The following is a 26,996-nucleotide window of genomic DNA, read 5'->3' on the forward strand; positions in this document are numbered from 1 at the left end:
GTCCTTTTACAGGTTGAGGGTCAGGCTGACGGTGAAGTTGCGCGGCTCGCCGGGCGTGACCCAGTAGTTGCTGTAGGAGCGCTCGTAGTACTTTTCGTCGAATAGGTTGTTGAGGTTCAGGCCCACGGTGACGTTGTCGCTGGCCTTGTAATGCGCCAGCAGGTCGACGGTGTGGTAGGCGGGCAGTTCGAACTGGCTGCCGGCTTCGCCGGAGCGATCACCGACGTAGGTGAACGCCGCGCCGAGGTCCGAGCCGCGTAGCGCGCCATCCTGGAATTCATACACGCCCAGCAGGCTGCCGCTGCGCTTGGCCACGCCGAGAATCCGGCTGCCGGTGGGGATGGCTTTGTCGCCCTTGGTCACTTCGGCGTCGATGTAGGCGAAGGCGCCGATGACCCTTACCGCGTCAGTCACTTGCCCGCTCAGTTGCAGGTCAAAGCCCTGGCTGCGCGCCTTGCCTATGGCGCGGCTGTTGTTGATGGTGGCCGGGTCCAAGGCCAGGACATTTTCCTTTTCGATATGGAAGGCGGCGAGGGTGGTGCTCAGGCGGTCGTCGAACAGCTCGCTCTTGATCCCCACTTCATACCCCACGCCTTCTTCCGGCGTGAAGGATTTGCCGCCGGCGTCCAAGCCGTTGTTGGGTTTGAACGAGGTTGACGCGTTGGCGAACACACCGACTTGCGGCGTGAGTTGGTAGAGCAAACCGGCGCGTTGGGTGAGGGCGTCGTGGGTTTGCCGGCTCTTGGCGTGGTTGCGGGTGAAGTCGACGGTGCTTTGCTCGACGTGTTCGAAGCGCGCACCGAGCATGCCGCGCAGGCGGTCGGTGAAGACGATCTGGTCTTGCAGGTTCAGCGCCTGGCTTTTCGTCTGTTCGAAGGCGTTGGTGCCGGTGCGTGCGCCATTGGGTTTGGTCTGGCCGTAGATCGGTTTATAGATGTCGATGGGGTAGAGGCTGCCGGCAATCGCCGACACGCGCTCCTTCTTGCGGTAGTCCTCGTATTCGCTGCCGATCAACAGTTCGTGCTGCCAGCTGCCAATGTCGAACAGGCCGCGCAGTTCCAGCTGGGTGATGCTGTCGTGCCAACCGGTGGAGCGTTCGCGGTAGCGGCGGTTGACGGTATGGCCGTCGGCATTCAGCGCACGACTTTCCGAGGCGTCACCCCACAGGCTGCCTTGTTTGTAGTGGCTGGCCAGGCGCAGTTTCCAGGCGTCATTAAGGTGATGCTCCAACGCGGCCTGGATGCGGTTGTTGTGGTTGCGGATATTGCCGTCGTTGGGCTCGCCGAGGAAGGTGGAGCGGGACATGCCATGGTTGGCGACGATGCCTCGGTCGAAGGTGGAGCTGTGGCGCACGAACTCGCTTTCTACGAGAAGGCTGGTGTCCGGGTCCAAATGCCAGCTGAACGACGGCGCGACGAATACACGCTTGGCGTCGACGTGATCACGGAAGCTGTGGTTGTCTTCCACCGCCAGGTTCACGCGCGACAGTAGGCGGCCTTCGCTGTCCAGCGGGGTGTTCACATCCAGCGCGGTGCGATAGCGGTCCCAACTGCCGGCACTGGTTTGCACGGTGGTGAAGGCTTGCGGCTGGGGTTTTTTGGTGACGATATTCACCGTGCCGCCGGGGTCGCCGCGCCCGTAAAGGCTGGCAGCGGGGCCTTTGAGCACTTCAATGCGCTCGATGTTGGCCGCGTCCGGCGTGCTCGGGTAGCCACGGTTGGCGCTGAAACCGTCCTGGTAGAACTCCGATGTGGTGAAGCCGCGCACGCTGTATTCGTAAAGCGTCAGGCCGCCGAAGTTGTTCTGCTTGGACACGCCGCCGGCAAACTCCAGGGCGCGTTCCACGCTGGTGCTGCCCAGGTCTTTGAGCACCGTGGCGGGAATCACGCTGATTGATTGTGGGATGTCGCGCAGTGCGGTGTCCGTCTTGGTGGCGCTGGCGGAACGGGTGGCGCGATAACCTGTGACCGGGTCGGTGGCGGATTCATAGGCGTCGCTGGTGACGTTGATAGTGTCCAGTTCTACAGTGTCGTCGTCGGCGTAGGCGGGGTCGAGCAGCAAACCCAAGGCCAGGCCAGCCACGGGGGCGAATCTTCGAGACGGCATGATAGAGCGTTCCAATAGCGATATTGAAACAATATAACATGACCGATGAGAATGAATTTCTTTTGAAATATTAGGTAACAGGAGCCCGCGAACGGGCTCCCGCAGCTGTCATTCCTCTTCTTTCACCGGGGCAGGTGGTGGGCGCAGACCGATCTCTGCCGACAGCTTGATCTCTTTGCCGTTGCGCATTACCAGGATCGACACCTTGTCGGTCGGCTTGATCCGCGCGACTTGGTTCATCGACTTGCGGCCATCACCGGCGGGTTCGCCGTCGATGTTCAGGATCACATCGCCCAATTGCAGGCCGGCTTTCTGCGCCGGGCCGTCGCGGAAGATACCGGCGACGACGATGCCTGGGCGCCCGGTCAAGCCGGACGACGCGGCCAGGTCCTTGGTCAGCGGCTGTACTTCGATGCCCAGCCAGCCGCGAATCACCTGGCCGTGCTCGATGATCGATTTCATCACTTCCATCGCCAGCTTCACCGGGATCGCAAAGCCGATGCCCTGAGAGCCGCCGGACTTGGAGAAAATCGCCGTGTTGATGCCGGTCAGGTTGCCATTGGCATCCACCAATGCGCCGCCGGAGTTGCCCGGGTTGATCGCCGCGTCAGTTTGGATAAAGTCTTCGTAGCTGTTGAGCCCCAACTGGTTACGCCCGGTGGCGCTGATGATGCCCATGGTCACGGTCTGGCCGACGCCGAACGGATTGCCGATGGCCAGCGCGACGTCACCGACGCGCAGCCCTTCGGAGCGGCCAATGGTGATCGAGGGCAGGTTCTTGAGGTCGATCTTCAGCACCGCAAGGTCAGTTTCCGGGTCGCTGCCGACCACGCGGGCCAGGGTTTCGCGGCCGTCACGCAGGGCCACCACAATCTGGTCGGCGCCGGTGGTCACATGGTTGTTGGTGAGGATGTAGCCTTCCGGGCTCATGATCACCCCGGAACCGAGGCTGGATTCCATCCGGCGCTGCTTGGGCCCGTTGTCGCCGAAATAGCGCCGAAACTGCGGGTCTTCAAATAACGGATGCGCCGGTTTGTTGATGACCTTGGTGGTGTACAGGTTAACCACGGCGGGCGCGGCGATGACCACGGCGTCGGCATAGGTCACCGGGCCTTGCACCACCGAGTTGGTCTGCGGGGCCTGTTGCAGGTTCACATCAAGGCTGGGTAAGCCCACCCATTGGGGGTAACGCTGAATAATCATCATCGCGATCAGCACGCCAGCCAACAATGGCCATCCAAAAAAACGCAGTGCCTTGAGCATCAAGTAAGTCCTGACAGGTTGCAGGGGGCGGGAGAGCGCCCATAATGTCGCGCATTATACGAGGCTGCGAGCGCCTCGGAACGGGATATTTAGGAGTCTTTTATGGCCGTCCCCCTTACCACCCTCGTCGAGGAAGCGGACCGCTACCTTGGCAGTGCAAAAATTGCCGATTATTGCCCCAATGGCCTGCAGGTCGAGGGCCGCCCGCAGGTGATGCGCATCGTCAGCGGCGTGACCGCAAGCCAAGCCCTGCTGGATGCCGCCGTCGAAGCCCAAGCTGATTTGGTGCTGGTGCACCACGGTTATTTCTGGAAGGGCGAAAACCCGTGCATCACCGGCATGAAGCAGCGCCGCCTGAAAACCCTGCTCAAGCATGACATCAGTTTATTGGCCTACCACCTGCCGCTGGATCTGCATCCGGACGTGGGCAACAACGTGCAACTTGCCCGTCAGCTGGACATCACTGTCGAGGGCCCGCTGGACCCGAGCAATCCGAAAATCGTCGGGCTGGTCGGTTCTCTCGCCGAGCCATTGTCGCCCCGCGACTTCGCGCGTCGTGTGCAGGATGTGATGGGCCGTGAGCCGCTGTTGATCGAAGGCAGCGAGATGATCCGCCGCGTCGGCTGGTGCACCGGTGGTGGCCAGGGCTATATCGACCAGGCGATTGCCGCCGGTGTCGACCTGTACCTGAGCGGTGAAGCCTCCGAGCAAACCTTCCACTGTGCGCGGGAAAACGACATCAGCTTTATTGCTGCCGGGCATCACGCCACTGAGCGCTACGGCGTCCAAGCGCTGGGCGATTACCTGGCTCGGCGGTTTGCCCTGGAGCATTTGTTCATCGATTGCCCGAACCCGATCTAACCTCGGCGAGGGACAACAGGGAGCCGCTCCCACACAAACCCGCTCCCACATTCGACCGAGTTGGGCCAAACCTCGCGGCATATTCATATACCGTTTCGATCTAGCTGGCGCCCTGAATAGAAGTAGGCGCTGTGCTAGCATGCCCCGCTCGAACACGGCCCGCTGGCCGTCCATAAGATCGTTTTTCCGTGAGTAGCCATGGTCGACAAACTGACGCATCTGAAACAGCTGGAGGCGGAAAGCATCCACATCATCCGCGAGGTCGCCGCCGAGTTCGACAACCCGGTGATGCTCTACTCGATCGGTAAAGACTCCGCCGTGATGCTGCACCTGGCGCGCAAGGCTTTCTTCCCGGGCAAGCTGCCGTTCCCGGTGATGCACGTCGACACCCGCTGGAAATTCCAGGAGATGTACAAGTTTCGCGACAAAATGGTCGAAGAGCTTGGCCTGGACCTGATCACCCACGTCAACCCCGATGGTGTGGCGCAGGGCATCAACCCGTTCACCCACGGCAGCGCCAAGCACACCGACATCATGAAAACCGAAGGCCTCAAGCAGGCCTTGGACAAGCATGGTTTCGACGCAGCGTTCGGCGGTGCCCGTCGTGATGAAGAGAAATCCCGCGCCAAAGAGCGCGTGTACTCATTCCGCGACAGCAAACACCGCTGGGACCCGAAGAACCAGCGCCCGGAGCTGTGGAACGTTTATAACGGCAACGTCAACAAGGGTGAGTCGATCCGCGTGTTCCCGCTGTCCAACTGGACCGAGCTGGACATCTGGCAGTACATCTACCTGGAAGGCATCCCGATTGTGCCGCTGTACTTCGCCGCCGAGCGCGACGTGATCGAGAAGAACGGCACATTGATCATGATCGACGACGACCGCATCCTCGAGCACTTGTCCGACGAAGACAAAGCCCGAATCGTCAAAAAGAAAGTACGTTTCCGTACCCTTGGCTGCTACCCGTTGACGGGCGCGGTGGAGTCCGAAGCCGAAACGCTGACGGACATCATTCAGGAAATGCTCCTGACGCGAACTTCCGAGCGCCAGGGCCGGGTCATCGATCACGATGGCGCAGGCTCGATGGAAGATAAAAAACGTCAGGGTACTGAGCTTATGCAATGAGCCATCAATCTGATTTGATCAGCGAGGACATCCTCGCCTACCTGGGCCAGCACGAGCGCAAGGAAATGTTGCGCTTCCTGACCTGCGGCAACGTCGACGACGGCAAGAGCACCCTGATCGGGCGCCTGCTGCACGACTCCAAGATGATCTACGAAGATCACTTGGAAGCCATCACCCGCGATTCGAAGAAATCCGGCACCACTGGCGACGATATCGACCTGGCCTTGCTGGTCGACGGCCTTCAGGCCGAGCGTGAGCAGGGCATCACCATCGATGTCGCCTACCGCTACTTCTCCACCGCCAAACGCAAATTCATCATCGCCGACACCCCCGGCCATGAGCAGTACACGCGCAACATGGCCACCGGTGCATCCACCTGTGACCTGGCGATTATCCTGATCGACGCCCGCTACGGCGTGCAGACCCAGACCCGTCGCCACAGCTATATCGCCTCGTTGCTGGGCATCAAGCACATCGTGATCGCCGTCAACAAGATGGACATCAATGGCTTTGACCAAAGCATCTTCGAGTCGATCAAGGCCGATTACCTGAAGTTCGCCGACGGTATTGCTTTCAAGCCAAGCACCATGGCCTTCGTGCCGATGTCGGCGCTCAAGGGCGACAACGTGGTGAACAAGAGCGAGCATTCGCCTTGGTACACCGGCCAGTCGCTGATGGAGATTCTCGAAACTGTCGAGATCGCCAACGACCGCAACTACACCGACCTGCGTTTCCCGGTGCAGTACGTCAACCGTCCGAACCTGAACTTCCGTGGTTTCGCCGGCACGTTAGCCAGCGGCATCGTGCACAAGGGCGACGAGGTTGTAGTGCTGCCGTCGGGCAAGAGCAGCCGCGTCAAATCCATCGTCACCTTCGAAGGTGAGCTGGAGCACGCCGGCCCAGGCCAGGCCGTGACCCTGACCATGGAAGACGAGATCGACATCTCCCGTGGCGACCTGCTGGTGCATGCCGACAACGTGCCGCAAGTGACTGACGCCTTCGACGCCATGTTGGTGTGGATGGCCGAAGAGCCGATGCTGCCGGGCAAGAAATACGACATCAAGCGCGCGACCAGCTACGTGCCGGGTTCCATCACCAGCATCGTGCACCGCGTGGACGTGAACACCCTGGCCGAAGGCCCGGCGAGTTCGCTGCAGTTGAACGAGATCGGCCGGGTCAAGGTCAGCCTCGACGCCGCCATCGCGCTGGACGGTTACGACAGCAACCGCACCACCGGTGCGTTTATCGTCATCGACCGTTTGACCAATGGCACTGTGGCCGCAGGCATGATCATCGCGCCGCCGGTCAATCATGGCGGTTCTGCGCAACACGGCAGTCTCGCTCATGTCGCCACCGAAGAACGCGCCCTGCGCTTCGGCCAGCAGCCGGCCACCGTGTTGTTTAGCGGCCTGTCGGGCGCGGGCAAAAGTACCTTGGCCTACGCGGTTGAGCGCAAGCTGTTCGACATGGGCCGTGCGGTGTTCGTACTGGACGGCCAGAACCTGCGTCATGACCTGAACAAAGGCTTGCCGCAGGACCGTGCCGGGCGTACTGAAAACTGGCGTCGTGCCGCTCACGTCGCGCGCCAGTTCAACGAAGCAGGCCTGCTGACCCTGGCCGCCTTCGTTGCCCCGGATGCCGAAGGCCGCGAACAGGCCAAGGCGCTGATTGGCGCCGATCGCCTGCTGACGGTTTACGTCCAGGCCTCGCCACTGGTGTGCGCCGAGCGTGATCCGCAAGGCCTGTACGCCGCTGGTGGGGATAACATCCCGGGCGAATCCTTCCCGTACGACGTGCCGTTGAATGCCGATCTGGTGATCGACACCCAGGCCCTGTCGCTGGAAGACAGCGTCAAGCAAGTGCTGGAACTGTTGCGTCAGCGCGGCGCGATCTAAACCTCGCCGCCACAAAAAAGCCCGCCACCGAGCACTCGGTGGCGGGCTGATCGTTCCAACGCTCTGCGTGGGAATGCATCGCTGGCTGCCTGCGATGGCGGACGGTCAGTTTAGTTTTACTTGGCTGACCCACCGCTATCGCAGGCAAGCCAGTGCCCACATTAAATTGCATCCACATGTTGATCAGTGGCGGTCTGGGAAATCTGTGTGCAGTTTGGCGAGCAGTTGGTCTTTGTCTTCCCACAGCTGGTTAATCCACCCCTGAAACGCCAACCGATACTCGCCATCCTGCTCATAATTCTTGCCGATAAACCCGGCTGGAATCTGCACCTCTTCAAAGTGCACCACCACATCCTTCACATTCCCACACAGCAAATCCCAATACCCTGGGCGCCCGCCAGGGTAGTGAATGGTCACGTTGACCAATGACTTCAGCTGCTCACCCATGGCATCCAGCACAAACGCAATCCCGCCCGCCTTAGGCTTGAGCAAATAGCGAAACGGCGACTTCTGCTGGGCATGCTTGCCTGGCGTAAAGCGTGTGCCTTCGGCAAAGTTGAAAATGCCCACCGGGTTGTCACGAAACTTCGCACAGGTCTTGCGGGTGGTTTCCAGGTCTTTGCCTTTCTTCTCCGGGTGCTTCTCCAGGTAGGCCTTGGTGTAGCGCTTCATGAACGGAAAGCCCAACGCCCACCACGCCAGGCCTATCACCGGCACCCAGATCAGTTCCTGCTTGAGGAAGAACTTCAGCGGGCGAATCCGGCGATTGAGCACGTATTGCAACACCATGATGTCGACCCAGCTCTGGTGGTTGCTGGTCACCAGGTAGGAGTGCTCATAGTCCAGCCCTTCAAGGCCGGTCAGGTGCCAGCGCGTGCGCCGTACCAGGTTCATCCAGCCCTTATTGTTGGTCACCCAAGCTTCGTGGGTGTGGTTCATCAGCCATTCGCTGAAGCGCTTGGCAAACGGCAGCGCTTTGAACAGCGCGACGATAAACAGAAACGAGCACAGCAGGATCGTGTTCAGCGCCAACAATAAGGACGCGATCACCCCGCGCACGGCGGCAGGTAGAAAATCCAGCATTTAGATATCCATAGGTCGGTTGGCGGCTTGAATCGCAGTGAGTGCGATGGTGTACACGATGTCATCCACTTGGGCACCGCGCGGCAGATCGTTTACCGGTTTGCGCAGGCCTTGCAGCATTGGCCCCAGGCTCACGCAATCGGCGCTGCGTTGCACCGCCTTGTGCGTGGTGTTGCCGGTGTTCAGGTCCGGGAACACAAACACCGTGGCTTTGCCGGCGACCAGGCTGTTGGGCGCCAACTGCCGGGCCACGGTTTCGTTGGCGGCGGCGTCGTACTGCAATGGCCCGTCGATCAGCAGCGAGCTTTGTTGTTCGTGGGCGAGCAGGGTGGCTTCACGGACTTTTTCGACCTCCTCACCGCTGGCCGAATCGCCGCTGGAGTAGCTGATCATCGCCACGCGCGGGGTGATGCCGAACGCGGCCGCCGAGTCGGCACTTTGCAGGGCGATTTCCGCCAGTTCTGCGGCGCTTGGGTGCGGGTTCATCACGCAGTCGCCGTAGACCAGCACCTGCTCCGGGAACAGCATGAAGAACACCGATGAGACCAACGTGCAGCCGGGCGCGGTTTTAATCAGCTGCAGGGCAGGGCGGATGGTGTTGGCGGTGGAGTGGATAACCCCGGAAACCAGGCCGTCCACTTCATCCAGCGCGAGCATCATGGTGGCGATCACCACTGTGTCTTCCAGTTGCTGCTCGGCCATCGGCGCGTTGAGGCTCTTGCTCTTGCGCAGCGCGACCATCGGTTCTACATAACGCTGGCGAATCAGGTCAGGGTCGAGAATCTCCAGGCCTTCAGGCAACTCAATGCCGTGGGCGCGGGCGACCGCTTCCACATCCGCAGGTTTAGCCAGCAGCACGCAACGCGCAATGCCGCGCGCCTGACAGATGGCGGCGGCTTGCACGGTCAGTGGCTCGCTGCCTTCGGGCAACACGATGCGCTTGTTGGCGGCTTGGGCGCGCTGGATTAACTGGTAGCGGAACACGGCCGGCGAGAGGCGCATCTCCCGTGGCGTGCCGCAGCGTTGGTGCAGCCAGCGCGCATCGAGGTGGCTGGCGACGAAATCGGTGATGATTTCTGCGCGCTCGCGGTCATCAATCGGGATTTCTTTGTTGAGGCTGTTGAGTTGGTTCGCCGTATCGTAGGAGCCCGTGCTCACCGACAGCACCGGCAGCCCGGCCTGGAACGCACCACGGCACAAATCCATAATACGCGGGTCGGGCAGTGTGTCGCTGGTCAGCAGCAGCCCAGCCAGCGGCACGCCGTTGATCGCGGCCAGGCTGACGGCGAGGATGATGTCATCGCGGTCGCCCGGGGTTACCACCAGCACGCCGGGCTTGAGCAATTCCACGGTGTTACGCATGGTGCGCGCGCAGATGATGATCTTGGTCATGCGCCGGCTTTCATAGTCGCCGGCGTTGAGGATCTGCGCGCCCATCAGGTCGGCCACGTCGCGGGTGCGCGGTGCGTTGAGTTCGGGCTGGTAGGGGATGCAGCCGAGCAGGCGGAATTCACCGCTGCGCAACAGCGGCGAATGCTCTTTGAGGCGCGCCGAGAACGCTTCCATGCTTTCGTCGGTGCGCACTTTGTTGAGGATCACGCCCAGCACTTTCGGGTCTTTCGGGCCGCCGAACAGCTGGGCCTGCAATTCCACGCGGCCGGAGAGCTCGGTGAGCACTTCGTTTTCCGGCGCCGACACCAGGATCACTTCCGCGTCGAGGCTCTTGGCCAAGTGCAGGTTGACCCGTGCCGCATAGCTGGCGCTGCGGGTCGGTACCATGCCTTCGACAATCAGCACGTCCTTGCCCACAGCGGCTTGCTGATACAGGGTGATGATTTCTTCGAGCAGCTCGTCGAGCTGGCCGTCGCCGAGCATGCGCTCCACGTGGGCCAGGCCCAGCGGTTGCGGCGGTTTCAGACCGTGGGTGCGGGCCACCAGCTCAGTGGAGCGCTCGGGGCCGGTGTCGCCAGGGTGTGGCTGGGCAATCGGTTTGAAAAAGCCGACTTTCAGCCCGGCCCGTTCAAGGGTGCGCACCAGCCCAAGGCTGATGGAGGTCAGACCCACACCAAAATCGGTGGGCGCGATAAAAAAAGTCTGCATGCGAATTCTCTGGAGGTGCATGGCTTCGGTGGCGCTCTATGGTTGAGCGCCTACCGGGAATCAGGCACCAAGGTTATCGTTATTCGTGCTCTTGCGCACACCAGCCGCACGCAAAGGGTTGGCCTATTTTTTTAACGCGTTGCGCGGGGTCGAGTACCCAGGCGCGGGACTGCCAGGGCGGCAGATGGCGCAGGTGTTGGGTGTGGCCGCAGGACAGCTCGGCAACCCAGTGCTGGTCGTCATCCTGGCGAAAGCCGATGATGAAGGATGCCGTTGATCGACCCCGTCTGTCCGGGTTGTGTTCGCTTTCGGGCAAATCCTTGTTTAGACTTGTCCGTTCTTCATTCTTATGCAAAAGGTCTCGCCCCATGACGATCGCCGCTAACAAGGCTGTCTCCATCGACTATACCCTGACCAACGACGCTGGTGAGGTCATCGACAGCTCCGCCGGCGGCGCGCCGCTGGTCTACCTGCAAGGCGCAGGTAACATCATCCCGGGCCTGGAAAAGGCTCTGGAAGGCAAGAACGTCGGTGACGAACTGACCGTCGCCGTAGAACCTGAAGAGGCTTACGGCGAATATTCCGCCGAACTGGTTAGCACCTTGAGCCGCAGCATGTTCGAAGGCGTTGACGAACTGGAAGTGGGCATGCAGTTCCACGCTTCCGCGCCGGACGGCCAAATGCAGATCGTCACCATCCGCGACCTGGACGGCGACGACGTGACTGTCGACGGTAACCACCCACTGGCTGGCCAGCGTCTGAACTTCCAAGTGAAGATCGTTGCGATCCGCGACGCCTCCCAAGAAGAAGTTGCTCACGGCCACGTTCACGGTGAAGGCGGTCACCAGCACTGATTGATGGTTTAATCAGTTGCTAGCAAAAACGCCCCGACTGGTTCGGGGCGTTTTTTTTGTTTGAAAATATCTATCTCACACCCCGCGGCCCACATGTGGGAGCGGGCTTGCCCGCGATGGAGGCGTGTCAGCCACCTTATATGTCACTGACCCACCGCTATCGCGGGCAAGCCCGCTCCCACATTTTGAACTGCGCGCGCCGTCTATATAAGGCACAAACAAAAATGCCCCGGACCTTTCGGTACGGGGCATTTCTTAACTGTTACGTAACCTAGGCTACGCGGCAGTTATTACCACTTAGGCTGCTGCAGCGACGTTCAGAGCCTTGATGTGGCCATTCAGGCGGCTCTTATGACGAGCGGCCTTGTTCTTGTGGATGATGCCTTTATCGGCCATACGGTCGATAACTGGCACGGCCAGAACGTAAGCAGCTTGGGCTTTTTCAGCGTCTTTGGTGTCGATGGCTTTAACTACATTCTTGATGTAGGTACGAACCATGGATCGCAGGCTGGCGTTGTGGCTGCGACGCTTCTCAGCCTGTTTTGCACGTTTTTTGGCGGAAGGTGTGTTGGCCACCGTCGAGCTCCTCGAAAGACTTTTTAGGAAATAGCAAACAAAATAGGCCGCGAATCATGCCGATGACTTGATGGGTTGTCAAGGGCGGCTGATGCGAACTGCTGAGTGGTCGATCTGAAGAGGCGGGTGATTTATTTCCGGCGCTTGACCTGTAAACTCGCGAGCTTTGGCTCTGTGCTGTTGCAGGCGCGCAGTATCGCATAAGTGGGCGCTTAGTTCGCCTGCTCTTTATCTATAGGCGCAAACTCTTTCAATGAATCTGCTCAAGTCGTTGGCTGCCGTCAGCTCTATCACGATGATTTCCCGGGTATTAGGGTTCGTGCGTGACACCCTGCTGGCGCGTATTTTTGGCGCCAGCATGGCCACGGATGCGTTCTTTATTGCCTTTAAACTGCCCAACCTGCTGCGGCGGATCTTCGCCGAGGGGGCTTTTTCCCAAGCTTTCGTGCCGATCCTGGCCGAATACAAGACCCAGCAGGGCGAAGAGGCGACCCGCACTTTTATTGCGTACGTTTCGGGCCTGCTGACCCTGGTGCTGATGCTGGTGACCATCGCCGGCATGCTCGCCGCGCCCTGGGTGATCTGGGCCACGGCGCCAGGTTTTGCCAACACCCCGGAAAAATTCGCGCTGACCACTGATCTGTTGCGGGTGACCTTTCCTTATATATTGCTGATTTCCCTGTCGTCCCTGGCCGGGGCGATCCTCAACACCTGGAACCGCTTTTCGGTGCCGGCCTTCGTGCCGACCTTGCTGAACGTCAGCATGATTATTTTTGCGCTGTTCCTCACGCCGTACTTCGACCCGCCGGTGATGGCCCTGGGCTGGGCCGTGCTGGCCGGCGGCCTGGCGCAGTTGCTCTACCAGCTGCCGCACCTTAAAAGGATCGGCATGCTCGTGCTGCCGCGCCTGAACCTCAAAGACACCGGCGTATGGCGCGTGATGCGCAACATGCTGCCGGCGATCCTCGGGGTTTCCGTCAGTCAGATCTCCCTGATCATCAACACCGCGTTCGCCTCGTTGTTGGTCTCAGGCTCCGTGTCGTGGATGTATTACGCCGATCGCCTGATGGAGTTACCGTCCGGTGTGCTCGGCGTGGCCTTGGGCACGATTTTGCTGCCGACCCTGGCGCGCACCTATGCCAGCAAGGACCGCCAGGAGTACTCGCGCATCCTCGATTGGGGCTTGCGCCTGTGCTTTATGCTGGTGCTGCCGTGCTCCCTGGCGCTGGGGATCCTGGCCGAGCCGCTGACCGTCGCGTTGTTCCAATACGGCCAATTCGACGCACATGATGCATTGATGACCCAGCACGCGCTGGTGGCTTATTCCGTCGGCCTGCTCGGCATTATTGTGATCAAGGTGCTGGCTCCGGGCTTCTACGCCCAGCAAAACATCCGCACGCCGGTCAAAATCGCGATTTTCACCCTGATCGTCACGCAACTGCTCAACCTGGTGTTTATCGGCCCGCTGGCCCATGCCGGCTTGGCCCTGGCCATCAGCGTCGGTGCCTGCATCAATGCCGGCCTGCTGTTTTATCAACTGCGCAAGCAGCAGATGTTCCAACCGCAGCCAGGCTGGGGCATGTTTGCGCTCAAGCTGGTGGTGGCGGTGGCAGTCATGTCGGCAGTATTGCTTGGCCTGATGCACTTTATGCCGGCCTGGGACCAAGGCCATATGCTGGAGCGCTTCCTGCGCCTGGGTGTATTGGTGGTCGCCGGTGTGGTGGTGTACTTCGGGATGTTGCTGCTGCAGGGTTTTCGCCTGCGGGATTTCAATCGCAAGTCGCTGAGCTAGAGACTTTCCGGCGATAAAACGGTTGTTTTATCGATTCGATCCATTTGGCCTGCGCTGTTGCCTGTCGTCCGGGGCTGGGTGTGGTTATAATCGACCACTTTATGAGCAAGAAGCGCGTTATGCAGCTGGTTCGAGGTCTCCACAACCTGCGCCCCGAGCATCGGGGCTGCGTCGCCACTATTGGCAACTTTGACGGTGTTCACCGTGGCCACCAGGCTATCCTGGGCCGGCTGCGTGAACGTGCGGTCGAGTTGGGCGTGCCCAGCTGCGTGGTGATTTTTGAGCCACAGCCACGGGAATTCTTCACCCCGGAAACGGCGCCGGCACGTCTGGCCCGCTTGCGCGACAAGTTGCAGTTGCTGGCCGAAGAGGGCGTGGACCGTGTGCTTTGCCTGGCTTTCAACCAGCGCTTGCAAAGCCTCAGCGCCGCCGAGTTCGTCGACCGTATCCTGGTGGACGGCCTGGGCGTGCAGCACCTGGAAGTCGGCGACGACTTCCGCTTCGGTTGCGACCGCGTCGGCGATTTCGATTTCCTGCAGCACGCTGGTGTGATTCAAGGTTTTACCGTCGAAGCCGCGCAAACCGTCGAACTGGACGGCCTGCGCGTGAGCAGTACCCAGGTGCGTAACGCCCTGGCCGCTGCCGACTTCGCCTTGGCTGAGCGTTTGCTCGGTCGCCCGTTCCGCATTGCCGGGCGGGTACTGCACGGCCAGAAGCTGGCGCGCCAACTGGGCACGCCAACCGCCAACGTGCAACTCAAGCGCCGTCGTGTACCGCTCACCGGGGTTTATCTGGTGAGTGTCGACATCGACGGCCAATCGTGGCCGGGAGTCGCCAACATAGGCGTCAGGCCCACGGTTGCAGGTGATGGCAAGGCCCACCTGGAAGTTCACCTTTTGGATTTTGCCGGTGATTTGTATGACCGGCGTTTGACGGTGGTTTTCCACCAGAAGCTGCGTGAAGAGCAGCGTTTCGCCTCACTTGAGGCGTTGAAAACGGCGATCAATGCGGATGTCGCCGCCGCCCGTGCACTAGCCGCACCTAGCGCCCATCGCTAACCGAAGAGCCTTAAATGACCGACTATAAAGCCACGCTAAACCTTCCGGACACCGCCTTCCCAATGAAGGCCGGCCTGCCACAGCGCGAACCGCAGATCCTGCAGCGCTGGGACAGTATTGGCCTGTACGGAAAGTTGCGCGAAATTGGCAAGGATCGTCCGAAATTCGTCCTGCACGACGGCCCTCCTTATGCCAACGGCACGATTCACATCGGTCATGCGCTGAACAAAATTCTCAAGGACATGATCTTGCGCTCCAAAACCCTTTCGGGTTTTGACGCACCTTATGTCCCGGGCTGGGACTGCCACGGCCTGCCGATCGAACACAAAGTCGAAGTGACCTACGGCAAGAACCTGGGCGCGGATAAAACCCGCGAATTGTGCCGTGCCTACGCCACCGAGCAAATCGAAGGGCAGAAGTCCGAATTCATCCGCCTGGGCGTATTGGGCGAGTGGGACAACCCGTACAAGACCATGAACTTCAAGAACGAGGCCGGGGAAATCCGCGCCTTGGCCGAAATCGTCAAGGGCGGTTTCGTGTTCAAGGGCCTCAAGCCCGTGAACTGGTGCTTTGACTGCGGTTCGGCCCTGGCCGAAGCGGAAGTCGAGTACGAAGAGAAGAAGTCCTCGACTATCGACGTGGCCTTCCCGATCGCCGACGACGCCAAGCTGGCCGGGGCTTTTGGCCTGGCGAGCCTGAGCAAGCCGGCTGCCATCGTGATCTGGACCACCACCCCGTGGACCATCCCGGCCAACCAAGCGCTTAACGTGCACCCGGAATTCACCTACGCCCTGGTGGACGTCGGTGATCGCCTGCTAGTGCTGGCCGAGGAAATGGTGGAGGCCTGCCTGGCTCGCTACGAGCTGCAAGGTTCGGTGATCGCCACCACTACCGGCACCGCGCTGGAACTGATCAACTTCCGTCACCCGTTCTATGACCGTCTGTCGCCGGTGTACCTGGCTGACTACGTTGAGCTGGGTTCGGGTACTGGTGTGGTTCACTGCTCGCCCGCCTATGGCGTGGACGACTTTGTGATCTGCAAGAAGTACGGCATGGTCAACGATGACATCATCAACCCGGTGCAAAGCAACGGCGTTTATGCGCCTTCGCTGGAGTTCTTCGGCGGCCAGTTCATTTTCAAGGCCGACCAGCCGATCATCGACAAGCTGCGTGAAGTCGGTGCGCTGATGCAAACCGAAACCATCAAGCACAGCTACATGCACTGCTGGCGTCACAAGAGCCCGCTGATCTACCGCGCCACCGCGCAGTGGTTCATCGGCATGGACAAAGAGCCGGTCAGCGGTGACACCCTGCGTGTGCGCTCGCTGAAAGCCATCGAAGACACCCAATTCGTACCGGCCTGGGGCCAGGCGCGCCTGCACTCGATGATCGCCAACCGTCCGGACTGGTGTATCTCCCGTCAGCGTAACTGGGGCGTGCCGATCCCGTTCTTCCTGAATAAGGAAAGCGGCGAACTGCACCCACGCACCGTCGAACTGATGGAAGCAGTGGCCCTGCGCGTTGAACAGGAAGGCATCGAAGCCTGGTTCAAACTGGACGCCGCCGAACTGCTGGGCGACGAAGCGCCGCTGTACGACAAGATCAGCGACACCCTCGATGTGTGGTTCGACTCCGGCACCACTCACTGGCACGTGCTGCGCGGTTCGCACCCGATGGGCCACGAGACCGGCCCGCGTGCCGACCTGTACCTGGAAGGCTCGGACCAACACCGTGGCTGGTTCCACTCGTCGTTGCTGACCGGTTGCGCCATCGACAACCACGCGCCGTACCGCGAACTGCTGACCCACGGCTTCACCGTCGACGAGACGGGCCGCAAGATGTCCAAGTCGCTGAAGAACGTGATCGAGCCGAAAAAGATCAACGACACCTTGGGCGCCGACATTATGCGTCTGTGGGTGGCCTCGACCGATTACTCGGGCGAAATCGCCGTGTCGGACCAGATCCTGGCCCGTAGCGCCGATGCCTACCGCCGTATCCGCAATACCGCACGCTTCATGCTGTCGAACCTGACCGGTTTCAATCCGGCCACCGACATCCTGCCAGCCGAGGAAATGCTCGCCTTGGACCGTTGGGCCGTGGATCGTACCCTGTTGCTGCAGCGTGAGTTGCAGGAGCACTACGGCGAATACCGCTTCTGGAACGTGTATTCCAAGATCCACAACTTCTGCGTGCAGGAGCTGGGTGGTTTCTACCTCGACATCATCAAGGATCGCCAGTACACCACCGGCGCCAACAGCAAGGCGCGCCGTTCGGCGCAGACCGCGCTGTATCACATCTCTGAAGCGCTGGTGCGTTGGATCGCGCCGATCCTGGCCTTCACCGCCGATGAGCTGTGGGAATACCTGCCGGGCGAGCGTAACGAATCGGTGATGCTCAACACCTGGTACGAAGGCTTGACCGAACTGCCGGCAGACTTCGAACTGGGCCGCGAGTACTGGGAAGGCGTGATGGCCGTCAAGGTTGCGGTGAACAAGGAGCTGGAAGTGCAGCGCGCGGCCAAGGCCGTTGGCGGCAACTTGCAGGCCGAAGTCACCCTGTTTGCCGAGGAAGGCCTGACCGCCGACCTGGCCAAACTGAGCAACGAACTGCGCTTCGTGTTGATCACCTCGACCGCCAGCCTTGCACCGTTTGCCCAGGCGCCAGCGGACGCCGTGGCTACCGAAGTGCCTGGTCTCAAGCTTCAAGTGGTCAAGTCGGCCTTCCCTAAGTGCGCGCGTTGCTGGCACTGCCGTGAAGACGTTGGCATGAACCCTGAGCATCCGGAAATCTGCGGTCGTTGCGTCGACAACATCAGCGGTGCCGGCGAGGTTCGCCATTATGCCTAAAGCCAGCCGTTTCGGACGTCTGGGCTGGCTCGTACTGAGCGTGCTGGTGCTGGTTATCGACCAGCTCAGCAAGGCTCATTTCGAAGGCGCCTTACAGATGTACCAGCAGATCGTGGTCATTCCTGACTACTTCAGCTGGACCCTGGCCTACAACACCGGCGCCGCCTTCAGCTTCCTCGCTGATGGCGGTGGCTGGCAGCGATGGCTGTTCGCCGTGATCGCCGTGGTGGTCAGTGCGGTGTTGGTAGTCTGGCTCAAACGCTTGGGCCGCGATGACACCTGGCTGGCTATCGCCTTGGCCCTGGTGCTGGGCGGCGCGCTGGGCAACCTGTACGACCGCATTGCCTTGGGCCATGTGATCGACTTTATCCTGGTGCATTGGCAGAACCGCTGGTATTTCCCGGCGTTCAACTTTGCCGACAGCGCCATCACCGTCGGTGCAATTATGCTGGCGTTGGACATGTTCAAAAGTAAGAAAACCGGAGAGACCGTCAATGACTGATCAGGTATTGGCTGAGCAACGCATCGGCCAGAACACGGAAGTCACTTTGCATTTTGCACTGCGCCTGGAGAATGGCGACACGGTCGACAGTACGTTCGACAAAGCACCGGCGACCTTCAAGGTCGGCGATGGCAACCTGCTGCCGGGTTTTGAAGCGGCCCTGTTCGGTTTCAAGGCCGGCGACAAGCGTACCCTGCAGATCCAGCCGGAAAACGCCTTTGGCCAGCCCAACCCGCAAAACGTGCAGATCATCCCGCGTTCGCAGTTCCAAGACATGGACCTGTCGGAAGGCTTGCTGGTGATCTTCAACGATGCGGCGAATACCGAGCTGCCCGGTGTGGTGAAAACCTTTGATGACGCGCAAGTGACCATCGACTTCAATCACCCGCTGGCCGGTAAAACCTTGACGTTTGACGTTGAAATCTTCGACGTTAAAGCGCTCTAACTGACGAAACATAGCAAGTGTGGGAGCGGGCTTGCTCGCGAATGCTGAGGACACGGCACCCGCTCCCACATTTGATTCGTGTTGTTAAATAGAGACCAGCCGCGCCTGCGGTTGCAATGATCCAATTTCTTGCCCTGCAAGACACGAGGCACAGCATGCAAATCAAACTCGCCAACCCCCGTGGCTTTTGCGCCGGTGTGGACCGGGCGATCGAAATCGTCAATCGCGCCTTGGAAGTCTTCGGGCCGCCGATTTACGTGCGCCATGAAGTTGTCCACAACAAATTCGTGGTTGAAGACCTGCGCGCACGCGGTGCCATTTTTGTCGAAGAACTCGACCAGGTGCCGGACGACGTTATCGTCATCTTCAGCGCCCACGGCGTTTCCCAGGCCGTGCGTACCGAAGCTGCCGGCCGTGGCCTGAAAGTATTCGACGCCACCTGCCCACTGGTGACCAAGGTGCACATCGAAGTCGCACGTTACAGTCGCGACGGCCGTGAATGCATCCTGATCGGCCACGCCGGCCACCCGGAAGTCGAAGGCACCATGGGCCAATACGACGCCAGCAATGGCGGCGCCATCTACCTGGTGGAAGACGAAAAAGACGTCGCCAACTTGCAGGTGCAAAACCCCGAGCGGTTGGCCTTTGTCACGCAGACCACGTTGTCGATGGACGACACCAGCCGTGTGATCGATGCCCTGCGCACGCGCTTCCCAGCCATCGGCGGCCCGCGCAAAGATGACATCTGCTACGCCACGCAAAACCGTCAAGACGCGGTCAAGCAACTGGCCGATGAATGCGATGTAGTGCTGGTGGTCGGCAGCCCTAACAGCTCCAACTCCAATCGTTTGCGCGAGTTGGCTGAGCGCATGGCCACACCGGCGTACCTGATCGACGGCGCCGAAGACATGCAGCGCAGTTGGTTCGACGGTGTTGAGCGTATCGGCATTACGGCCGGCGCTTCGGCTCCGGAAGTCTTGGTGCGTGGTGTGATCCAGCAACTGCAGGCTTGGGGCGCCACCGGTGCCGATGAATTGGCCGGTCGTGAAGAGAACATCACGTTCTCCATGCCCAAGGAACTGCGGGTTCGCTCGCTGCTGTGAGTGCAAAGGTGCCGGAATCATTCCGGCACAACGCCTGCTCGGTGGCCTCACTGCGCAGGCTGATGCGTCCACTGGGCGCGAGCACCACCTGAAACAGGCTTTGCGCCTTGTCCGCGTCGCACACATGCACGGTGCCCGCGCGGAAACCTCCTGCTGAAAATATCGGCTCGCCCAACCCGCTGAAGCGCACTTGGCTTTTCACCGGCCCATTGCCCACGATCGGTATTCGCCCGCTGTCCTGTCGCTCCAGCAGTACTGGGTTGTCGTCGTCCAGGTTGCCGCGCCCGCTTTCGTCCAGTATCACCCGCCATCCCTGGCTCCAGTCCTCATCCCGCGCATAAATGACCACCGCACGATTGCGTGCAATGGCCTCGGTGCGTGCGTAGCGCAGCCCGCCGGCCAAGGCCTGCGCAGCAGTTTGTCGCTGCTGCGATTCAAGTAAACCTTTAAAACCGGGTATTGCCAGGTTCGCCAGGATGCCACTCAGAACCAGGCTGAGCAGCAGTTCGATCAGGGTGAATCCGTGTTGTCTCATGTGCCGTCCCTCCGTGGACGTGGTCAGTGTTGCCGGTGACAGGCATAGGTATAGCCTCTCGGTCCTGGTGGTGGATGATGGCCTTTATGTCCAAAGTATTTCCCTTTATTCCGGAAGCAGCACGAGTCAAAAACCGGCGCTAGTCTTGGGTCGCACAGCAGGGTTTTCCTGCTTTTTTCGGCCTTCGACAGGGATGACGACGGTAATGCTTGCTTACCCGAACACACACGCTGCCTGTGTTTTACCCAGGCTCCAATCCGGCATGACGTTGATCGAGGTGCTGGTGGCGGTACTGATTCTCGCGGTTGGCCTGCTGGGTGCGGCGGTGATTCAGCTCAATGCGCTCAAGTACACCGACGGTGCAAGGATGATCAGCCAGGCCAGTTTCATTGCCTACGACATGCTGGACCGGGTTCGCGCCAACTCGGGTGTCAATTACTCATGGGGCCGAACTGAAGGTGCACCGCCCATTACCTCCAGCGCCAGCGTGCGTGACGTGGACCTGCATGATTTCGAAGCCAATATCGTCGGGTTCGCTGGGGCCAGCGCCAAAGGTTCCGTGGTGGTCAGCGGCAGCGAGGTAACCGTCAGCATTACCTGGGATGACGCCAGAAGCGCGAACACCGGTGGAGCGCGAGAAACCTTCACCCTCACCAGTCGCATTGCCGGCGAGTTGGGGGTGACGCAATGAGTCGCCTTTCGCGGGGCTTCAGCCTGGTGGAGCTGTTGCTGGCGCTGGCAGTCGGGTTGGTGCTGATACTCGGTTTCAGCCAAGTAGCCATCAGTGCCCGGATTACCCACGCCAGTCAGCAGGCCGCCATGCTGCTGCAGGATGATGCGCGCTTTGTGCTAGGCAAGATGATTCAGGATATTCGCCAGGCGGGCATGTTTGGCTGCTTGGCGACGGCCTACATCGATAACGCGCCAGCGGTCTTTGATCGACCGGTTGGGTGGAGTGCCACAGGCAGCTCCAAGTCATTGACGGTGGTCACCGCCGATGCAGCAAGTGAGGGTGGCAAGCCTGACTGGACGGTACTCTCCGACTGCACCAGCGCCGCCCAAGCCTATGCGGGCAGCTCGCCGCCGCCAGCACCCGGCCAAATTCGGTTTGCGATACGCCAGCTCACCTACACCTTTGAAGCAGGGCAATTGAAGATCAGCACGCCCGCAACGCCCGCCAGGACGGTGCTGGTCGATAACGTACAGGCGCTCGACATCAGTTTTGGTGTGGCGGCCAAACCCGGTTCGACTCAGGTCGTGCGCTATGACCCTAGCCCGGCTGACGAGTCGCTGATACGTAGCGTACGCATACAGATGACGCTGCAAGACCCGACCGGGCGTGCTCAGGATCAGGCTTACAGCGTCGTGGCGGCGCTGCGTAATCGGTTGGGGTAGGGCGACCATGCACAGTTATCACTGCTTCTATCGGCGACAGACGGGCATGGTCCTGCTAATTAGTCTGGTGTTTTTGTTGGTGTTGTCACTGATCGGCCTGGCCTCGATGCAAGGGGCCGTGTCCCAGCAAAAGATCGCCAGCGGCGTCTGGCATCGCAACCAATCATTTCAAAGTGCCGAAAGCGGCTTGCGGCTTGGGGAGTCGATTGTCCGGCGCGTAGGGGTGGTGCTGCCGTTGTGCAAGTCGATCAGTACCTGCGCACCGCCGGGGGAGTCGTTTTCGGTAATGGGCGTTGGGGCGAATCCTGTTTCAGCGGTCAGCTGGTTTGCCTTGACTGGCGGCTTGTATGGCATTCAATCGCTGGGGCAGAGCATAGGGCTGGCGGGTTTACCGCCGCAAACGGCTGCAGCGTTGTACCGCGTGACGGCGGTTGGGCTCAGTGGCCAATCGCGCACGGTCTTGGAAACGGTGTATGCCCAGGTGAACGAAGAGGCAGGCCCGCGATTTCGTCGGGTTTTATGGCGACAACTTCAATGAGGTACGTATCAATGGGCAAGGATTGCCAAGGTTTTACCCTGATCGAGTTACTGATCGCTGTAGCGATCATCGCGGTTTTGGCCGGGATTGCTTACCCCGTGTACACCGGCCATGTAAAAAAAGCCTATCGCGCAGAAATCGTCGCGTTGTTGTCCGAGCAAGTGCACTACCTGGAGCGTTTTTACACGCGCAACGGCACTTTTATTGATGCACGCGGCGTCAGTGCGGGCAATGATCGCTATAGAATCAGCGCTGCATTAAACCCCCAGGAATTTCGCCTGGTGGCAACGCCTGTTGTCGACTCGGTCATGGTGGGCGACCCTTGCGGTGCCTTTAGCCTGACCAGCTCGGGTGTGCGCAGCAACCCGGGCGCGGCACCTGAAATGTCGCGCAAGGCGTGCTGGGGGCAATGATGAGAGTGCTGGATGATTGGGCGCCGTGTGCGCTTTTCCCTTTTTATCGGCTGGATCAAATGATGGCTAAGCAACAGCAAGTGGTGATTGTCGGTGGTGGAGTAATCGGGTTGTTGACGGCATACAACCTGGCCACCCAAGGGCAGGCCGTCGTGCTGCTGGAGCGTTCGGGCCTCGGTCAGGAGTCTTCTTGGGCGGGTGGCGGAATTGTTTCGCCACTGTATCCGTGGCGCTACAGCCCGGCGGTCACTGCTCTGGCCCACTGGTCGCAGGATTTTTACCCGCAACTGGCGCAGCGATTGTTCGCCGCCACCGGTATTGATCCAGAGGTTCATACCACAGGCTTGTACTGGCTGGACCTGGATGATGAGGCCGAGGCACTGGCTTGGGCTGCACGCGAAGGCCGACCACTGAGCAAAGTTGATGTGTCGGCCGCCCATGATGCGGTGCCGGTGCTGGGCGGGGGGTATTCCCAGGCGATCTACATGGCGGAGGTGGCCAATGTGCGCAACCCGCGCCTGGTTAAATCCCTCAAGTCGGCGTTGTTGGCGCTGCCCGGCGTGACCATCCATGAGCAGTGCGAAGTGGCTGGGTTTGTTCTTGAGGGTGAAGACGTAGTGGGTGTGAACACGGCTGCGGGGCAGGTTCTTGGCGATCAGGTCGTACTGGCTGCCGGTGCCTGGAGCGGGGAGTTGCTGGGCACGTTGGGTTTGTCACTGCCCGTAGAACCGGTCAAAGGCCAAATGATTTTGTACAAATGCGCGTCGGATTTCTTATCGAGCATGGTGTTGGCCAAAGGTCGCTATGCGATCCCGCGGCGGGATGGGCACATTCTGATCGGCAGCACGCTGGAGCATGAAGGGTTCGACAAGACCCCGACCGAATCGGCGCTGGAAAGCCTCAAAGCGTCAGCTGTGGAGTTGATTCCCGCGTTGGCGGACGCCGAGGTTGTGGGCCACTGGGCCGGTTTGCGGCCCGGTTCGCCGGAAGGTATTCCTTATATCGGCGAGGTCCCTGGCGTGAAAGGGCTGTGGCTCAATTGCGGGCATTACCGCAATGGTCTGGTGCTCGCCCCGGCATCCTGCCAGTTGTTTGTCGACTTGTTGCTGGGGCGTACACCGATCATCGACCCGGCGCCCTATGCGCCCGCCGGTCGGATCAACGCTGGATAGACTTCGGCCCTTGCTCCAGGTGCGCCTGGGTGCAATACCACTCTTGGCGTGAGCTCAGTGCGCGATTCTGCGGCAGGTGTACGCCGCAGTGGGCGCAGCGCACCATCAAGGCGGCGTCGGGCTCGCTGGCGCGTTGCTGTTTGGCGGCTGGGCTTTTGAATTTGCGCCAGAACCATACTGCGGCAGCAATGACGGCAATCCAGAACAGTAGACGGAGCATGATGGGCAGTTTCTCGACAGGGAATGTGCCAGTTTAGCCAAGGTGGTGGCAGGCGCACAGCGCAATAATGCTCGGCAATAAAAAAGGAGCCTCGAAAGGCTCCTTCTTGATGACGCCGGGTGCAATCAGTCAAACACGCCGAACGTCATGTAGCTGAACCACGAGCGATCTTCGTTGTTGCCAAGGGCCTGTGGCTCTTGCTCTTCGATCACGTCACCGTTTTCGTCATGCGGCTTGAGCTCCGAAGGAATCGATTCCTTGGCATCCTGGAACTGCTTCATCACGTCCTGGTTGGCGCGGGTTTCGCCCGGCGGCAGCGGTGGACGGGATTCGATCAGGCCCAAGGTGTACTTGCTCAGCCACGAACGGTTGTCCGCTTCAGCAACCTGAGGCACGAACTGGCCGTCCTTCAGGCTTGGGTGATCCGGGTAGTTGAGTTTCAGGGTTTCCAGGCTGGTGGTCGCCAGGGCGTCCAGGTGCAGGCGCTGGTAAGCCTCGGTCATCACTGCCAGGCCGTCACCCACGGATGGGGTTTCCTGGAAGTTTTCCACTACATAGCGGCCACGGTTGGCGGCAGCGACGTACGCCTGACGGGTCAGGTAGTAGTGGGCCACGTGAATCTCGTAGGACGCCAGCAGGTTGCGCAGGTAGATCATGCGCTGCTTGGCGTCCGGCGCGTAGCGGCTGTTAGGGTAGCGGCTGGTCAGCTGGGCGAACTCGTTGTAGGAGTCGCGGGCAGCGCCCGGGTCACGCTTGGTCATGTCCAGCGGCAGGAAGCGCGCCAGCAAGCCAACGTCCTGGTCGAACGAGGTCAGGCCCTTCAAGTAGTAGGCGTAGTCCACGTTCGGGTGCTGCGGGTGCAACCGGATAAAACGCTCGGCGGCAGACTTGGCAGCCTCAGGCTCGGCGTTCTTGTAGTTGGCGTAGATCAGCTCGAGCTGTGCCTGGTCGGCGTAGCGCCCGAACGGATAGCGCGACTCCAGGGCCTTCAGCTTCGCTGTGGCGCTGGTGTAGCTATTATTGTCCAAGTCTTTTTGAGCTTGTTGGTACAGCTCGACTTCGCTCAGGTTTTCGTCGACGACTTCCTTTGTTGACGAGCAAGCAGCAGTCATGGCGAGGATGGCGATCAGCAGCAGGTGTTTCACTTGCATGGCGGCTTGCGTCCCTATGACGGCCGCTGTCTTGGGCGGGGCCGTCCTGTTATGATGAGCGCCCCGTTGAAAGCCTCGGGGCAAAAGACGCCGTATTTAACCACAAGCGCGCAGCCGAAACCAAAGGCTGTGCCACGCCTAGTCTGAGCATGTCCGATAAAATTGAACTTCGCGCAGAGGTGCCGTCCGAATTGGGCGGCCAACGCCTCGATCAAGTCGCCGCACAATTATTCGCTGAGCACTCGCGCTCGCGCCTTTCCGCCTGGATCAAAGACGGCCGCCTGACTGTGGATGGAGCGGTTATCCGCCCGCGAGACATAGTTCATGGTGGTGCGATTCTTGAGCTGACTGCCGAGCAGGAAGCCCAGGGAGAATGGGTCGCCCAGGACATCGAGCTGGATATCGTCTATGAAGACGACGACATCCTGGTCATCAATAAACCCGCAGGCCTGGTGGTTCACCCGGCGGCCGGGCACGCTGATGGCACCTTGCTCAATGCCCTGTTGCACCACGTGCCGGACATCATCAATGTCCCGCGCTGCGGCATCGTGCACCGCCTGGACAAGGACACCACCGGCTTGATGGTGGTGGCCAAGACTATCCAGGCCCAGACGCAGTTGGTCACACAATTGCAGAGCCGTAGCGTCAGCCGCATCTACGAATGCATCGTGATCGGCGTGGTGGTAGCGGGTGGCAAGATCAACGCCCCTATCGGCCGACACGGCCAGCAGCGCCAGCGTATGGCGGTCATGGAGGGCGGCAAGCAGGCCGTCAGCCACTACCGTGTACTCGAGCGTTTCCGGTCCCACACTCACGTGCGGGTCAAGCTGGAAACCGGTCGTACGCACCAGATTCGCGTGCACATGGCGCACATTAACTTCCCGTTGGTCGGAGATCCGGCCTACGGCGGTCGCTTCCGTATTCCGCCGGCGGCGAGTCAGACCATGGTTGAATCGCTGAAGTCCTTCCCGCGCCAGGCACTGCATGCCCGGTTCTTGGAACTGGACCATCCGACGAGCGGTAAGCGGATGAGCTGGGAATCGCCTCTTCCGGACGATCTGGTCTGGTTGTTGTCGCTGCTCAAGCAGGATCGTGAGGCGTTTATCGGATGAGTGACTGGCTGATTCCTGACTGGCCCGCGCCGGCCGGGGTGAAAGCCTGCGTTACCACCCGAGCGGGCGGCGTCAGTCTGGCGCCGTTCGACAGCCTTAACCTGGGCGATCATGTCGAAGACAGCCTTGAGGCCGTCCTTGAGAATCGCCGTCGTCTGACCGATGCCTTTGATATTCAGCCTGCGTGGCTGCGCCAAGTCCACGGGACAACCGTGGTCGAGGCTGACCCGTCGCGCATCGCCGAAGCCGATGGCAGCTGGACCAGCACGCCTGGGATTGCCTGCACAGCAATGACCGCCGATTGCCTGCCCGCGTTGTTCTGCAACCGTGCCGGCACTCGCGTGGCGGCCGCCCATGCCGGTTGGCGCGGGCTGGCAGCAGGCGTATTGGAAGCAGCCTTTGAAAGCTTGAACACCGAACCCGGCGAAGTGTTGGTCTGGCTGGGCCCGGCAATCGGGCCGCAAGCCTTTGAAGTTGGCCCGGAAGTGCGTGAAGCCTTCATGGAGCAACTGCCGATTACCGCCGAAGCCTTCGTTCCAAGCCACAACCCCGGTAAGTACTTGGCCGACATCTACCAGTTGGCACGCCTGCGCCTGGCCGCGCGCGGTATCACCGCTATATATGGTGGCGGTTTCTGCACCGTGACCGATCCGCGCTTCTTTTCTTACCGCCGCAGCCCTCGCACCGGTCGGTTTGCCTCCCTAATCTGGCTTGACCGCTAGACTCTCTTGATCTGGGTCAACCCTGGTCCATATCGACCATTGATCGCTTGAATCTTCCAGAATCCACCCCATCTATAGGGGTATCTGGCAGGTTTCTTCATTCAGGATGTGTTTATAGCTCCGGCCTGC

At 60.4% G+C, this 26,996-nt stretch carries 26 protein-coding genes; 17 read left to right on the forward strand and 9 right to left on the reverse strand.

The features are described 5' to 3' along the window. Window positions 1-6: 6 nt before the first annotated feature. Together GJU48_RS03600 and algW are read right to left on the reverse strand one after the other, a co-directional pair. On the reverse strand, window positions 7-2,106 hold the full coding sequence (locus tag GJU48_RS03600) for a TonB-dependent siderophore receptor (protein WP_094948917.1): 2,100 nt from the start codon (window positions 2,104-2,106) through the stop codon (window positions 7-9). A 108-nt stretch (window positions 2,107-2,214) separates the two neighbouring features. Then, entirely contained in the window at window positions 2,215-3,369 is a 1,155-nt protein-coding gene (gene algW, locus GJU48_RS03605) for a Do family serine endopeptidase AlgW (RefSeq protein ID WP_094948918.1), read from the reverse strand. Between the two features lie 102 nt (window positions 3,370-3,471). Between algW and GJU48_RS03610 the strand changes: the two genes are divergently transcribed. From GJU48_RS03610 to cysN, 3 genes are all read left to right on the forward strand, one after another. Further along, window positions 3,472-4,230, forward strand: a complete 759-nt coding sequence (locus tag GJU48_RS03610; RefSeq protein ID WP_094948919.1) for a Nif3-like dinuclear metal center hexameric protein — start codon at window positions 3,472-3,474, stop codon at window positions 4,228-4,230. A 198-nt stretch (window positions 4,231-4,428) separates the two neighbouring features. Further along, window positions 4,429-5,355, forward strand: a complete 927-nt coding sequence (gene cysD / locus GJU48_RS03615) for a sulfate adenylyltransferase subunit CysD (RefSeq protein WP_155295924.1) — start codon at window positions 4,429-4,431, stop codon at window positions 5,353-5,355. Beyond that, entirely contained in the window at window positions 5,352-7,250 is a 1,899-nt protein-coding gene (gene cysN / locus GJU48_RS03620; protein WP_094948922.1) for a sulfate adenylyltransferase subunit CysN, read from the forward strand. The genes cysD and cysN overlap by 4 nt, the downstream gene beginning before the upstream one ends. Before the next feature lie 183 nt (window positions 7,251-7,433). Here cysN and GJU48_RS03625 read toward each other — a convergent pair whose 3' ends face one another. The 3 genes from GJU48_RS03625 to GJU48_RS03635 form a co-directional block, all read right to left on the reverse strand. Next, window positions 7,434-8,333 carry an acyltransferase gene (locus GJU48_RS03625; protein WP_094948923.1) on the reverse strand — a complete coding sequence of 300 codons (900 nt, stop codon included), beginning with the start codon at window positions 8,331-8,333 and terminating at the stop codon, window positions 7,434-7,436. Then, on the reverse strand, window positions 8,334-10,433 hold the full coding sequence (gene pta, locus GJU48_RS03630; RefSeq protein ID WP_094948924.1) for a phosphate acetyltransferase: 2,100 nt from the start codon (window positions 10,431-10,433) through the stop codon (window positions 8,334-8,336). A gap of 79 nt (window positions 10,434-10,512) precedes the next feature. Continuing rightward, entirely contained in the window at window positions 10,513-10,803 is a 291-nt protein-coding gene (locus GJU48_RS03635; RefSeq protein WP_141240506.1) for a DUF3565 domain-containing protein, read from the reverse strand. Between GJU48_RS03635 and GJU48_RS03640 the strand changes: the two genes are divergently transcribed. Next, the gene (locus GJU48_RS03640; protein WP_094948925.1) at window positions 10,802-11,287 is read left to right on the forward strand and encodes an FKBP-type peptidyl-prolyl cis-trans isomerase; all 486 of its coding nucleotides are present in this window, start codon (window positions 10,802-10,804) and stop codon (window positions 11,285-11,287) included. The two genes, GJU48_RS03635 and GJU48_RS03640, sit on opposite strands and share 2 nt — an antisense overlap. 297 nt (window positions 11,288-11,584) lie before the next feature. Here GJU48_RS03640 and rpsT read toward each other — a convergent pair whose 3' ends face one another. Beyond that, window positions 11,585-11,863: a 30S ribosomal protein S20 gene (gene rpsT, locus GJU48_RS03645; RefSeq protein WP_003171647.1), complete on the reverse strand. Its 279-nt coding sequence runs from the start codon at window positions 11,861-11,863 to the stop codon at window positions 11,585-11,587. Between the two features lie 253 nt (window positions 11,864-12,116). Between rpsT and murJ the strand changes: the two genes are divergently transcribed. The 6 genes from murJ (at window position 12,117) to ispH (ending at window position 19,609) form a co-directional block, all read left to right on the forward strand. After that, entirely contained in the window at window positions 12,117-13,655 is a 1,539-nt protein-coding gene (murJ, locus tag GJU48_RS03650; protein ID WP_094948926.1) for a murein biosynthesis integral membrane protein MurJ, read from the forward strand. 119 nt (window positions 13,656-13,774) lie between these two features. Next, window positions 13,775-14,713 (forward strand): bifunctional riboflavin kinase/FAD synthetase, encoded by a 939-nt coding sequence (gene ribF / locus GJU48_RS03655; RefSeq protein WP_094948927.1) that lies wholly within the window; start codon window positions 13,775-13,777, stop codon window positions 14,711-14,713. A gap of 14 nt (window positions 14,714-14,727) precedes the next feature. After that, entirely contained in the window at window positions 14,728-17,559 is a 2,832-nt protein-coding gene (gene ileS / locus GJU48_RS03660) for an isoleucine--tRNA ligase (protein WP_094948928.1), read from the forward strand. Then, window positions 17,552-18,061 (forward strand): signal peptidase II, encoded by a 510-nt coding sequence (gene lspA, locus GJU48_RS03665; RefSeq protein WP_094948929.1) that lies wholly within the window; start codon window positions 17,552-17,554, stop codon window positions 18,059-18,061. The genes ileS and lspA overlap by 8 nt, the downstream gene beginning before the upstream one ends. A gap of 7 nt (window positions 18,062-18,068) precedes the next feature. Next, window positions 18,069-18,506 carry an FKBP-type peptidyl-prolyl cis-trans isomerase gene (gene fkpB, locus GJU48_RS03670; protein ID WP_176462883.1) on the forward strand — a complete coding sequence of 146 codons (438 nt, stop codon included), beginning with the start codon at window positions 18,069-18,071 and terminating at the stop codon, window positions 18,504-18,506. Between the two features lie 155 nt (window positions 18,507-18,661). Next, on the forward strand, window positions 18,662-19,609 hold the full coding sequence (gene ispH / locus GJU48_RS03675) for a 4-hydroxy-3-methylbut-2-enyl diphosphate reductase (protein ID WP_083360219.1): 948 nt from the start codon (window positions 18,662-18,664) through the stop codon (window positions 19,607-19,609). Here ispH and GJU48_RS03680 read toward each other — a convergent pair. Beyond that, on the reverse strand, window positions 19,563-20,144 hold the full coding sequence (locus GJU48_RS03680; protein ID WP_094948931.1) for a GspH/FimT family pseudopilin: 582 nt from the start codon (window positions 20,142-20,144) through the stop codon (window positions 19,563-19,565). The genes ispH and GJU48_RS03680 overlap by 47 nt on opposite strands. A gap of 205 nt (window positions 20,145-20,349) precedes the next feature. On the opposite strand from GJU48_RS03680, the gene pilV reads away from it, so the two are divergent. The 5 genes from pilV to thiO all read left to right on the forward strand — a co-directional run bounded on the left by pilV (window position 20,350) and on the right by thiO (window position 23,662). Next, entirely contained in the window at window positions 20,350-20,835 is a 486-nt protein-coding gene (gene pilV / locus GJU48_RS03685; protein WP_094948932.1) for a type IV pilus modification protein PilV, read from the forward strand. Continuing rightward, window positions 20,832-21,539: a prepilin-type N-terminal cleavage/methylation domain-containing protein gene (locus GJU48_RS03690; RefSeq protein ID WP_094948933.1), complete on the forward strand. Its 708-nt coding sequence runs from the start codon at window positions 20,832-20,834 to the stop codon at window positions 21,537-21,539. Before pilV ends, GJU48_RS03690 begins: the two co-directional genes overlap by 4 nt. A 46-nt stretch (window positions 21,540-21,585) precedes the next feature. Beyond that, window positions 21,586-22,077, forward strand: a complete 492-nt coding sequence (locus tag GJU48_RS03695) for a pilus assembly PilX family protein (protein WP_094948934.1) — start codon at window positions 21,586-21,588, stop codon at window positions 22,075-22,077. Window positions 22,078-22,088: 11 nt separating this feature from the next. Continuing rightward, the gene (locus tag GJU48_RS03700) at window positions 22,089-22,490 is read left to right on the forward strand and encodes a type IV pilin protein (protein WP_094948935.1); all 402 of its coding nucleotides are present in this window, start codon (window positions 22,089-22,091) and stop codon (window positions 22,488-22,490) included. Window positions 22,491-22,552: 62 nt separating this feature from the next. Next, complete coding sequence (gene thiO / locus GJU48_RS03705; RefSeq protein WP_094948936.1) at window positions 22,553-23,662, forward strand: glycine oxidase ThiO; 1,110 nt, start codon at window positions 22,553-22,555, stop codon at window positions 23,660-23,662. Here thiO and GJU48_RS03710 read toward each other — a convergent pair. Both GJU48_RS03710 and GJU48_RS03715 read right to left on the reverse strand, forming a co-directional pair. Next, on the reverse strand, window positions 23,649-23,882 hold the full coding sequence (locus tag GJU48_RS03710) for a PP0621 family protein (RefSeq protein ID WP_094948937.1): 234 nt from the start codon (window positions 23,880-23,882) through the stop codon (window positions 23,649-23,651). The two genes, thiO and GJU48_RS03710, sit on opposite strands and share 14 nt — an antisense overlap. A 125-nt stretch (window positions 23,883-24,007) precedes the next feature. Further along, complete coding sequence (locus GJU48_RS03715) at window positions 24,008-25,033, reverse strand: outer membrane protein assembly factor BamD (RefSeq protein ID WP_094948938.1); 1,026 nt, start codon at window positions 25,031-25,033, stop codon at window positions 24,008-24,010. Window positions 25,034-25,182: 149 nt separating this feature from the next. Between GJU48_RS03715 and rluD the strand changes: the two genes are divergently transcribed. Together rluD and pgeF are read left to right on the forward strand one after the other, a co-directional pair. Next, entirely contained in the window at window positions 25,183-26,145 is a 963-nt protein-coding gene (gene rluD, locus GJU48_RS03720) for a 23S rRNA pseudouridine(1911/1915/1917) synthase RluD (protein ID WP_005784662.1), read from the forward strand. Then, window positions 26,142-26,867 carry a peptidoglycan editing factor PgeF gene (gene pgeF, locus GJU48_RS03725; protein ID WP_094948939.1) on the forward strand — a complete coding sequence of 242 codons (726 nt, stop codon included), beginning with the start codon at window positions 26,142-26,144 and terminating at the stop codon, window positions 26,865-26,867. Before rluD ends, pgeF begins: the two co-directional genes overlap by 4 nt. The last annotated feature ends 129 nt before the right edge of the window (window positions 26,868-26,996 follow it).

Source organism: Pseudomonas sp. IB20, assembly GCF_009707325.1.
GTDB lineage: Bacteria > Pseudomonadota > Gammaproteobacteria > Pseudomonadales > Pseudomonadaceae > Aquipseudomonas.

Coding starts and splice junctions, on each gene's coding strand:
- GJU48_RS03600 (WP_094948917.1), bottom strand. CDS start 2,106: ATGCCGTCTCGAAGATTCGCCCCCGTGGCTGGCCTGGCCTTGGGTTTG.
- algW (WP_094948918.1), bottom strand. CDS start 3,369: ATGCTCAAGGCACTGCGTTTTTTTGGATGGCCATTGTTGGCTGGCGTG.
- GJU48_RS03610 (WP_094948919.1), top strand. CDS start 3,472: ATGGCCGTCCCCCTTACCACCCTCGTCGAGGAAGCGGACCGCTACCTT.
- cysD (WP_155295924.1), top strand. CDS start 4,429: ATGGTCGACAAACTGACGCATCTGAAACAGCTGGAGGCGGAAAGCATC.
- cysN (WP_094948922.1), top strand. CDS start 5,352: ATGAGCCATCAATCTGATTTGATCAGCGAGGACATCCTCGCCTACCTG.
- GJU48_RS03625 (WP_094948923.1), bottom strand. CDS start 8,333: ATGCTGGATTTTCTACCTGCCGCCGTGCGCGGGGTGATCGCGTCCTTA.
- pta (WP_094948924.1), bottom strand. CDS start 10,433: ATGCAGACTTTTTTTATCGCGCCCACCGATTTTGGTGTGGGTCTGACC.
- GJU48_RS03640 (WP_094948925.1), top strand. CDS start 10,802: ATGACGATCGCCGCTAACAAGGCTGTCTCCATCGACTATACCCTGACC.
- GJU48_RS03635 (WP_141240506.1), bottom strand. CDS start 10,803: ATGGGGCGAGACCTTTTGCATAAGAATGAAGAACGGACAAGTCTAAAC.
- murJ (WP_094948926.1), top strand. CDS start 12,117: ATGAATCTGCTCAAGTCGTTGGCTGCCGTCAGCTCTATCACGATGATT.
- ribF (WP_094948927.1), top strand. CDS start 13,775: ATGCAGCTGGTTCGAGGTCTCCACAACCTGCGCCCCGAGCATCGGGGC.
- ileS (WP_094948928.1), top strand. CDS start 14,728: ATGACCGACTATAAAGCCACGCTAAACCTTCCGGACACCGCCTTCCCA.
- lspA (WP_094948929.1), top strand. CDS start 17,552: ATGCCTAAAGCCAGCCGTTTCGGACGTCTGGGCTGGCTCGTACTGAGC.
- ispH (WP_083360219.1), top strand. CDS start 18,662: ATGCAAATCAAACTCGCCAACCCCCGTGGCTTTTGCGCCGGTGTGGAC.
- GJU48_RS03680 (WP_094948931.1), bottom strand. CDS start 20,144: ATGAGACAACACGGATTCACCCTGATCGAACTGCTGCTCAGCCTGGTT.
- pilV (WP_094948932.1), top strand. CDS start 20,350: ATGCTTGCTTACCCGAACACACACGCTGCCTGTGTTTTACCCAGGCTC.
- GJU48_RS03690 (WP_094948933.1), top strand. CDS start 20,832: ATGAGTCGCCTTTCGCGGGGCTTCAGCCTGGTGGAGCTGTTGCTGGCG.
- GJU48_RS03695 (WP_094948934.1), top strand. CDS start 21,586: ATGGTCCTGCTAATTAGTCTGGTGTTTTTGTTGGTGTTGTCACTGATC.
- GJU48_RS03700 (WP_094948935.1), top strand. CDS start 22,089: ATGGGCAAGGATTGCCAAGGTTTTACCCTGATCGAGTTACTGATCGCT.
- thiO (WP_094948936.1), top strand. CDS start 22,553: ATGGCTAAGCAACAGCAAGTGGTGATTGTCGGTGGTGGAGTAATCGGG.
- GJU48_RS03710 (WP_094948937.1), bottom strand. CDS start 23,882: ATGCTCCGTCTACTGTTCTGGATTGCCGTCATTGCTGCCGCAGTATGG.
- GJU48_RS03715 (WP_094948938.1), bottom strand. CDS start 25,033: ATGCAAGTGAAACACCTGCTGCTGATCGCCATCCTCGCCATGACTGCT.
- rluD (WP_005784662.1), top strand. CDS start 25,183: ATGTCCGATAAAATTGAACTTCGCGCAGAGGTGCCGTCCGAATTGGGC.
- pgeF (WP_094948939.1), top strand. CDS start 26,142: ATGAGTGACTGGCTGATTCCTGACTGGCCCGCGCCGGCCGGGGTGAAA.